The organism is Streptomyces sp. NH27 (assembly GCF_056859195.1).
The window spans coordinates 1-7,036 of sequence record NZ_JACEGK010000427.1; the positions used below are offsets into that span (position 1 = coordinate 1).

Below are 7,036 nucleotides of genomic sequence, written 5' to 3' on the forward strand. Positions count from 1 at the left end.
GGATCCGGGTGTCAGCCGCGTACGCCGGACGGCGCCTTGGCGTGCAGGGGCGCGCCGTAGCCGGTGAAGGTCCTCGTCGCGGGGTTCTGGCCCTTCTGCACGCAGCGCAGCACCTCCGCCGGGCCGTTGGCGGCGACGTAGAGGGTGACGCTGCCGCTGTCGGACTTCTGGGTCACCGGGATCACCGCGTGACCGTCGACGGTGGTGGCCGCGCCCTTGGACTTGGCGCCGCCGAAGTCGGAGGTGGTGTCCTGGGTGGTCTCCGCCAGGTTGCACATCGAGTCCAGGCCGAAGTTGCCGAGCTGTGCCAACGGTCCGGTGATCCAGTGGCCTGCGGCGAAGTCGATGAAGCCGGGATCCGGCCGGTCACTGTTCCCGATCGTGTTCCAGGTTCGACGGTCGGCCTTGAGGTAGTTGGTCCGGCCGACGTGGATCACCTGGCCGCTGCCGCCGCCGGCGGTGAACTGCCCGACGCAGTCGCCCTTGCTGTCCATGGACGACGTGGCATGCAGCCGGATGTGGTCGCCGCCGACCGTGTCGGTCGTCACGGACACGGAGGTCAGGGCGCTCATGGTCGCGGCGGCGCGCGCGCCCAGACCTGCTCGGCGGTCAGGCTCGCGGTCGGGCCCTTCGGCGCCGGCGTCGTCGCGGAGCCCGTCGCCGTCGGGGTGACGACGGCCTCCGGGGTGATCGACGCCAGGTCCGGCGCGGACGCGATGACCTGCGTGGGGGCGCTCGGCGCGGGCGGCGTCGTGCCGGCGGCGTGCGTGGCGCCCTTGCCGCCGCAGCCGGCCAGGGCGGCGACAGCGGTGACAGCGGTGGCGGTGAGAACCGTCAGGACGGACGCGCTGGCCCTGGGGCGGGCGGGGGATCTGCTGAACACGGTGTGGGCGAGCCTCCGTTGGATGGAATACGGGCAGGCGTCAGTCCCGCGCGGGACCCGAAAGGTTGCAGTCGGCACGGAAGAGGGCGCGCCGCGGCCGGAACCGGGAGGTGGGGCGGCCGGAACCGGGGAGCTGGGCGGCGGCTCCCCTCCGCGCGCGTCTCGGCGGGCGACGCGACGCGCGCGGGTCCACGATGCGGGTCCACAGCGCGGGTCCACGGAATCGAGGGGCCTTGAACGCCTGGCTCGGATGAAGGACGAGCACGAGTTCTACGACACGGCGGCGACGCCGTGGCGGGCGGCCGCGGGCGCGCCGGGGGTGAGCGAGCGGCTGCTGTCCGCCGGGCCCGATCCCGCGGTCGAGCAGACCCGGCTGGCCCGTTGGGAGCCCGGTCTCGACACCTCCGCGGCGGGCGTGATCCGGCATGCCTACTACGAGGAGGTGTACCTGCTGGAGGGCGAGTTGGCGGACCTCACGCTCGGCCGCACCTTCACCGCCGGGCACTACGCCTCCCGCCCGCCGGGCATGCCCCACGGCCCCTACCGCACGAAGACGGGGTGCCTGATGCTGGAGATCCGTTCCCCGGGGCAGCCGCACTCCGCGCAGCTCGGGACTGTCCGCGGTACGCCCTAGGCTTGCGGGCATGGCAGACCAGGAATCCAGCGCCGTACTCGGCTACGAACAGGCCCGCGACGAGCTCGTGGACGTGGTGCGCCGCCTGGAGGCGGGCGGCGCGACCTTGGAGGAGTCGCTCGCTCTGTGGGAGCGGGGCGAGGAGCTGGCCAAGGTCTGCCGGCGCTGGCTCGAGGGCGCCCGTGCCCGGCTGGACGCCGCTCTGGCAGCGGAGGAAGGCGAGCCGGCGGAGGGAGCCGAGCCCGAATAGGGGGCGCGCGGGCGCTCCCCCGGCTTGCCCGGGCGGGCCCGTGGAGCCGCGGCGGCCTACGGCTTGAGGGTGGCGGCGAAGTGCTGGAGTTGGGCATCGGGCGCCGTGCCGAGCACCACGGTGGTGACGCCCTTCTGCTCGCGCACGAGCGCGTCGTAGCGCCCGCCGGTGTAGTACTGCCAGCTCACGCCGCCGACCGGAACCGTACGCCCGGCGTCGCGGTGCCCGTTGATCGTCACCTGGGTGATGAACGCGGCCGCGTTGCCGTTGGACTGCTCCAGCGCGACGTACTGCTGGTCGGGGTCGATGAAACCGAGGTGCCAGGTGACGTTGCCGCGGTCGCCCGCGGAGTACGTGACGGAGGTCGCCCGCCACTTCGCGCTCAGCCCTTCGGGGCCGGCCACCGGGTAGGGCGCGTCCCGCCTCGCCTGCTGGAGCTCCACGCTGTACCCGACCGTCTCGGTCTTGACCGGGCTCGCGTTGGAGTCGTGCGGGATGAACAGATAGATCAGGAAGACCACGACGCCGAGCACGAACATCGACAGGACCAGGTCCCGGATCGTCTTGTTGCCACCACGCTTGTCCGCTGCCACGCGCTCTATCGTCCCCCATGGGCGTTTGCGGCCCGTCCGCCGGGTACCCGAAGGGGCAGCGGCCGCTCATGTGACATGCCCCCTGCTCAGATTCGCAGTTCACCCGATAGGGTCGCAGCACCCTCATTTTCCGGCCGTCCCCGTACAGAAAGGTGCGCGTGATGACCGAACAGCACTTGCCTCCGCAACTCGAAGTGAGCCCGGAGGCGCCCGACCGCAACCTCGCCCTTGAGCTGGTCCGGGTCACCGAGGCCGCCGCGATGGCCTCGGCCCGTTGGGTGGGCCGCGGCGACAAGAACGGTGCGGACGGCGCCGCCGTCAAGGCGATGCGCACCCTCGTACACACCGTGTCGATGAACGGCGTGGTCGTCATCGGCGAGGGCGAGAAGGACGAGGCGCCGATGCTGTACAACGGCGAGCGGATCGGCGACGGCACCGGTGCGGAGTGCGACGTCGCCGTGGACCCGGTGGACGGCACCACGCTGACCGCCAAGGGCATGCCGAACGCGGTGTCGGTGCTCGCGGCCGCCGACCGCGGCACGATGTACGACCCGTCGGCGGTCTTCTACATGGACAAGCTGGTGGTGGGCCCGGAGGCGGCCGAGTTCGTGGACATCACCGCGCCGCCCGCGGTGAACATCCGCCGGGTGGCGAAGGCGAAGGGCGTCGCCCCCGAGAACGTGACGGTCATGGTGCTCGACCGGCCGCGGCACAACGAACTGGCCCGGCAGATCAGGGAGACCGGCGCGCGGATCAAGTTCATCGCGGACGGCGACGTGGCGGGCGCGATCATGGCGGCCCGCGAAGACACCGGCGTGGACATGCTGCTGGGCATCGGCGGCACCCCGGAGGGCATCATCACCGCCTGCGCGATGGCCTGCATGGGCGGCACGATCCAGGGCAGGCTGTGGCCGAAGGACGACGCCGAGCGGCGCAAGGCACTGGACGCGGGCCACGACCTGGACCGCGTGCTGCACACCACGGACCTGGTCAGCGGCGACAACGTGTTCTTCGTGGCGACCGGCATCACCGACGGCGAACTGCTGCGCGGCGTGCGCTACCGGGCGGAGACGGCCACCACCTCGTCCCTGGTGATGCGGTCCAAGTCCGGCACGATCCGGCAGATCGACTCGGTGCACCGGTTGTCGAAGCTGCGGGCGTACAGCGCGATCGACTTCGACCGCGCGAACTGAGGGCGCCCCGGGCGCCCGGCTCCAGGTCGGGCGCCCGGCAACCCGTCGCCGACCTGCCGCGCCACTTGCTGGTCCGCACCACCCGGATACGTTTGCGCCCGCGCTGGCAGGTCACACGTACACGTACGAGTTCGGTATGTACGGGCACGGGCACGCGTACGAGATCGCGTTCGCGTACGGAATCGGGTGGCTAGCCGGCCGCGGCGATACGGGGTGCCGCGTGTTGGAGCTCGACCTCGCGGCGGCGCCTGCGGGCGAGCACCACGCGGCGCTCGGCGGCGGTCATGCCGCCCCACACCCCGTACGGCTCCGGCTGCAACAGGGCGTGTTCACGACATTCGAGCATCACCGGGCAGCGCGCGCAGACCCGCTTGGCGGCTTCCTCGCGCGACAGCCTGGCCGCCGTCGGCTCCTTCGACGGTGCAAAGAACAGCCCCGCCTCGTCGCTTCGGCAGGCGGCCTCCGAGTGCCAGGGGCCGCCCAGATCCCGCGGGTGTCCAGGCGGGAGCGTGGGGTCCGTGACGGGCTCGATCGGTTGAAGCACGGGAAACTCCTGACGACGGCGTTGGGGGTCCCCCAGGCGCGGCTCTGGGGGAGATTGCCACGCTTGCCCGTCGCCGCCCGGCGCCCGGGCGAAACTGGGCCGGAGCTGCCGTGCGGCGGCGTGCCGTTCCCCTACCCGCTGTGCGCGACTTCATGCGCACCGTGTTCGTTCCCGCGTGCGACACTCGCTCCGGCGTACGCCACTCCGGGCATCCGATATGCCAATAGTGAGCGGGAGTTGGGCCCGCGACGGGGTGTGGGCAGCCCCGGGAGTGACGGCGGGCCTGGTCGCGGAACGTGGTTCGGCGTGCCGCAACCTGTGGCGCGCGACCCGCGTCCCGTGACCCGCGTCTCGCGCCAACTCGTGCCAGCCCGCTGTCAGCCCTCGCGCCGCTTCTTCGCCCAGTCGACGACCTTCTTGCCGCGCTTGGCCTTGGCCTCGACCCCGCCCCAGAAGGCAACTCCGGTGACCCGCACCGACGGCGCCTGCGGGTCGGGGGCCTCGAAGGCGCGCACGTCGGCGCCGCCCATGATGCCGATCACACCGCTGCCGTGCAGCGTGACGTTCTCCGGGACCTTGACGCTGATGCCGCCCATGACCGCGGTGCAGTGGATGACCAGTTCGGGCGCGGTGAACGTCGCCTCGGTCAGGTCGATCTCGATACCACCCATGATCGCGACCGCGGTGATCCGGTTGCCGACCCGCCAACGGCCCTTGCGTTCGGCTCCGCTGAGGATGCCGACGAGGGTGGGATTCTCGCCGCCCGACTCTCCCGCGTACGCGCGCGCCGCGGACGCGGGTGCCGCCGCGGCCGCACCGCCCGCGGGCAGATCCCGTACCAGCGGCTCCAGTTCTCCGACGGTCTTCGCGCCGTAGACCCGGTCCAGCCGCTCGGAGTGCTCCTCCGCGTCGAGCCGGCCCTCGGCGAGGGCCTCGCGCAGGATGTCGGCGATACGGTCGCGGTCGGCGTCCGAAGCCCGCAGGGCGCCGCCGGCGGTTTGCGGGACCACCGGGCCGGCGGGGGCCTTGACCACCGGACTGGGACGGTCGGGCGTTTCCGCGGGCTGTGAGCGCTTCTGGAGCGGCGATTCGTCCACCCGCCCACCGTACACAGACGCGATAGATCGCGACTACCCCGAAGTCCCCTGAGCGACCCCCTAGGGGGCGCCCTCGCGGAAGGCCGCCACTCTCCGCAAGGACGCCCCCACTCCCCGCTCGGGACCGCCTTCCGCGGGCACCCCGCCCCGGGGTGGGGGCGGCAGGAGGGGGATCTACTCTGAATACGCTTCAGCGTCGACGCAGCCGAGTGAGGATTGCCGCAAATGCCCGAGTTCACGTATACGGATCTGCTTCCGCTCGGTGCGGACCCCACTTCGTACCGCCTGGTCACCGCCGAAGGCGTCAGCACGTTCGAGGCGGACGGCCGCACCTTCCTCAAGGTGGAGCCCGAGGCGCTGCGGCACCTCGCGGCCGAGGCCATGCACGACATCTCCCACTACCTGCGCCCCACCCACCTCGCCCAGCTCCGCCGCATCCTGGACGACCCGCAGGCCAGCCCGAACGACCGCTTCGTCGCCCTGGACCTGCTGAAGAACGCGAACATCGCGGCGGCCGGCGTGCTCCCGATGTGCCAGGACACCGGCACCGCGATCGTGATGGGCAAGCGCGGCCAGCAGGTGCTCACCGAAGGCGGCGACGAGGAAGCGCTGTCCCGCGGGATCTACGACGCGTACACGAAGCTCAATCTGCGCTACTCCCAGATGGCCCCGCTGACCATGTGGGAGGAGAAGAACACCGGCTCCAACCTGCCCGCCCAGATCGAGCTGTACGCCACCGACGGCGGCGCGTACAAGTTCCTGTTCATGGCGAAGGGCGGCGGCAGCGCCAACAAGTCCTTCCTCTACCAGGAGACGAAGGCGGTGCTGAACGAGGCGTCGATGATGCGGTTCCTGGAGGAGAAGATCCGCTCGCTCGGCACGGCCGCCTGCCCGCCGTACCACCTGGCGATCGTGGTCGGCGGCACCAGCGCGGAGTTCGCGTTGAAGACGGCGAAGTACGCCTCCGCGCACTACCTCGACGAGCTGCCCGCTTCCGGGTCGCCGGCCGGACACGGCTTCCGCGACAAGGAGTTGGAGCAGCAGGTCTTCGAACTGACCCAGAAGATCGGGATCGGGGCGCAGTTCGGCGGGAAGTACTTCTGCCACGACGTGCGCGTGGTGCGGCTGCCGCGGCACGGCGCGTCCTGCCCGGTGGCGATCGCGGTGTCCTGCTCCGCCGACCGGCAGGCGCTCGCGAAGATCACCGCGGAGGGCGTCTTCCTGGAGCAGTTGGAGACCGACCCGGCACGCTTCCTGCCGGAGACCACCGACGCCGCGCTCAATGGCGGCTCCGCCGCGGGCCTCGACGACGACGTGGTCCGCATCGACCTCAACCGGCCGATGGACGAGATCCGCGCCGAGCTGACCAAGTACCCGGTCAAGACCCGGCTTTCACTTTCCGGGCCGCTGGTCGTCGCGCGCGACATCGCGCACGCCAAGATCAAGGAGCGGCTGGACGCGGGCGAGGAGATGCCGCAGTACCTGCGCGACCACGCCGTCTACTACGCCGGCCCGGCCAAGACCCCCGAGGGATACGCCTCCGGGTCCTTCGGCCCCACCACGGCGGGTCGTATGGACGCGTACGTCGAGCAGTTCCAGGACGCCGGCGGCTCGTTGGTCATGCTCGCCAAGGGCAACCGCTCCCAGCAGGTCACCAACGCGTGTGCCGCGCACGGCGGTTTCTACCTCGGCTCCATCGGCGGCCCCGCGGCCCGCCTCGCCCAGGACTGCATCAAGAAGGTCGACGTCCTGGAGTACGCCGAACTCGGCATGGAGGCCGTCTGGAAGATCGAGGTCGAGGACTTCCCGGCGTTCGTCGTCGTCGACGACAAGGGCAACGAC

Annotated in this window: 9 protein-coding genes; 4 read left to right on the top strand and 5 right to left on the bottom strand. The window is 71.4% G+C overall.

Annotated elements, in window-relative coordinates; translation table 11 throughout:
• Nucleotides 1-11 precede the first annotated feature (11 nt).
• Together AC13HU_RS28070 and AC13HU_RS28075 are read right to left on the bottom strand one after the other, a co-directional pair.
• On the bottom strand, nt 12-572 hold the full coding sequence (locus AC13HU_RS28070) for a hypothetical protein (RefSeq protein ID WP_483044756.1): 561 nt from the start codon (nt 570-572) through the stop codon (nt 12-14).
• The gene (locus tag AC13HU_RS28075; RefSeq protein ID WP_483044757.1) at nt 569-883 is read right to left on the bottom strand and encodes a hypothetical protein; all 315 of its coding nucleotides are present in this window, start codon (nt 881-883) and stop codon (nt 569-571) included. Before AC13HU_RS28075 ends, AC13HU_RS28070 begins: the two co-directional genes overlap by 4 nt.
• 250 nt (nt 884-1,133) lie before the next feature.
• Here AC13HU_RS28075 and AC13HU_RS28080 point away from each other — a divergent pair, with 250 nt between their 5' ends.
• Together AC13HU_RS28080 and AC13HU_RS28085 are read left to right on the top strand one after the other, a co-directional pair.
• The gene (locus tag AC13HU_RS28080) at nt 1,134-1,517 is read left to right on the top strand and encodes a cupin domain-containing protein (protein WP_483044758.1); all 384 of its coding nucleotides are present in this window, start codon (nt 1,134-1,136) and stop codon (nt 1,515-1,517) included.
• Between the two features lie 10 nt (nt 1,518-1,527).
• Nucleotides 1,528-1,767, top strand: coding sequence for an exodeoxyribonuclease VII small subunit (locus AC13HU_RS28085; protein WP_483044759.1), 240 nt, complete (start codon nt 1,528-1,530; stop codon nt 1,765-1,767).
• Between the two features lie 56 nt (nt 1,768-1,823).
• Here AC13HU_RS28085 and AC13HU_RS28090 read toward each other — a convergent pair whose 3' ends face one another.
• Nucleotides 1,824-2,360, bottom strand: a complete 537-nt coding sequence (locus AC13HU_RS28090) for a DUF4245 domain-containing protein (RefSeq protein WP_483044760.1) — start codon at nt 2,358-2,360, stop codon at nt 1,824-1,826.
• A gap of 161 nt (nt 2,361-2,521) precedes the next feature.
• Between AC13HU_RS28090 and glpX the strand changes: the two genes are divergently transcribed.
• Nucleotides 2,522-3,553 carry a class II fructose-bisphosphatase gene (glpX, locus tag AC13HU_RS28095; RefSeq protein WP_483044761.1) on the top strand — a complete coding sequence of 344 codons (1,032 nt, stop codon included), beginning with the start codon at nt 2,522-2,524 and terminating at the stop codon, nt 3,551-3,553.
• Nucleotides 3,554-3,743: 190 nt separating this feature from the next.
• Here the strand turns inward: glpX and AC13HU_RS28100 are convergent, their stop codons facing one another.
• Together AC13HU_RS28100 and AC13HU_RS28105 are read right to left on the bottom strand one after the other, a co-directional pair.
• Nucleotides 3,744-4,097: a WhiB family transcriptional regulator gene (locus AC13HU_RS28100; RefSeq protein WP_483044762.1), complete on the bottom strand. Its 354-nt coding sequence runs from the start codon at nt 4,095-4,097 to the stop codon at nt 3,744-3,746.
• A 377-nt stretch (nt 4,098-4,474) separates the two neighbouring features.
• Entirely contained in the window at nt 4,475-5,194 is a 720-nt protein-coding gene (locus AC13HU_RS28105; protein WP_483044763.1) for a DUF1707 SHOCT-like domain-containing protein, read from the bottom strand.
• 225 nt (nt 5,195-5,419) lie between these two features.
• Here AC13HU_RS28105 and AC13HU_RS28110 point away from each other — a divergent pair.
• Nucleotides 5,420-7,036 (top strand): fumarate hydratase (locus AC13HU_RS28110; protein ID WP_483044764.1); only part of this gene is annotated, 1,617 nt, incomplete at its 3' end.

Excerpts from the sequence above, each read along its gene's own strand:
- glpX (WP_483044761.1), top strand. The coding sequence starts at position 2,522 with ATGACCGAACAGCACTTGCCTCCGCAACTCGAAGTGAGCCCGGAGGCG.
- AC13HU_RS28080 (WP_483044758.1), top strand. The coding sequence starts at position 1,134 with ATGAAGGACGAGCACGAGTTCTACGACACGGCGGCGACGCCGTGGCGG.
- AC13HU_RS28070 (WP_483044756.1), bottom strand. The coding sequence starts at position 572 with ATGAGCGCCCTGACCTCCGTGTCCGTGACGACCGACACGGTCGGCGGC.
- AC13HU_RS28085 (WP_483044759.1), top strand. The coding sequence starts at position 1,528 with ATGGCAGACCAGGAATCCAGCGCCGTACTCGGCTACGAACAGGCCCGC.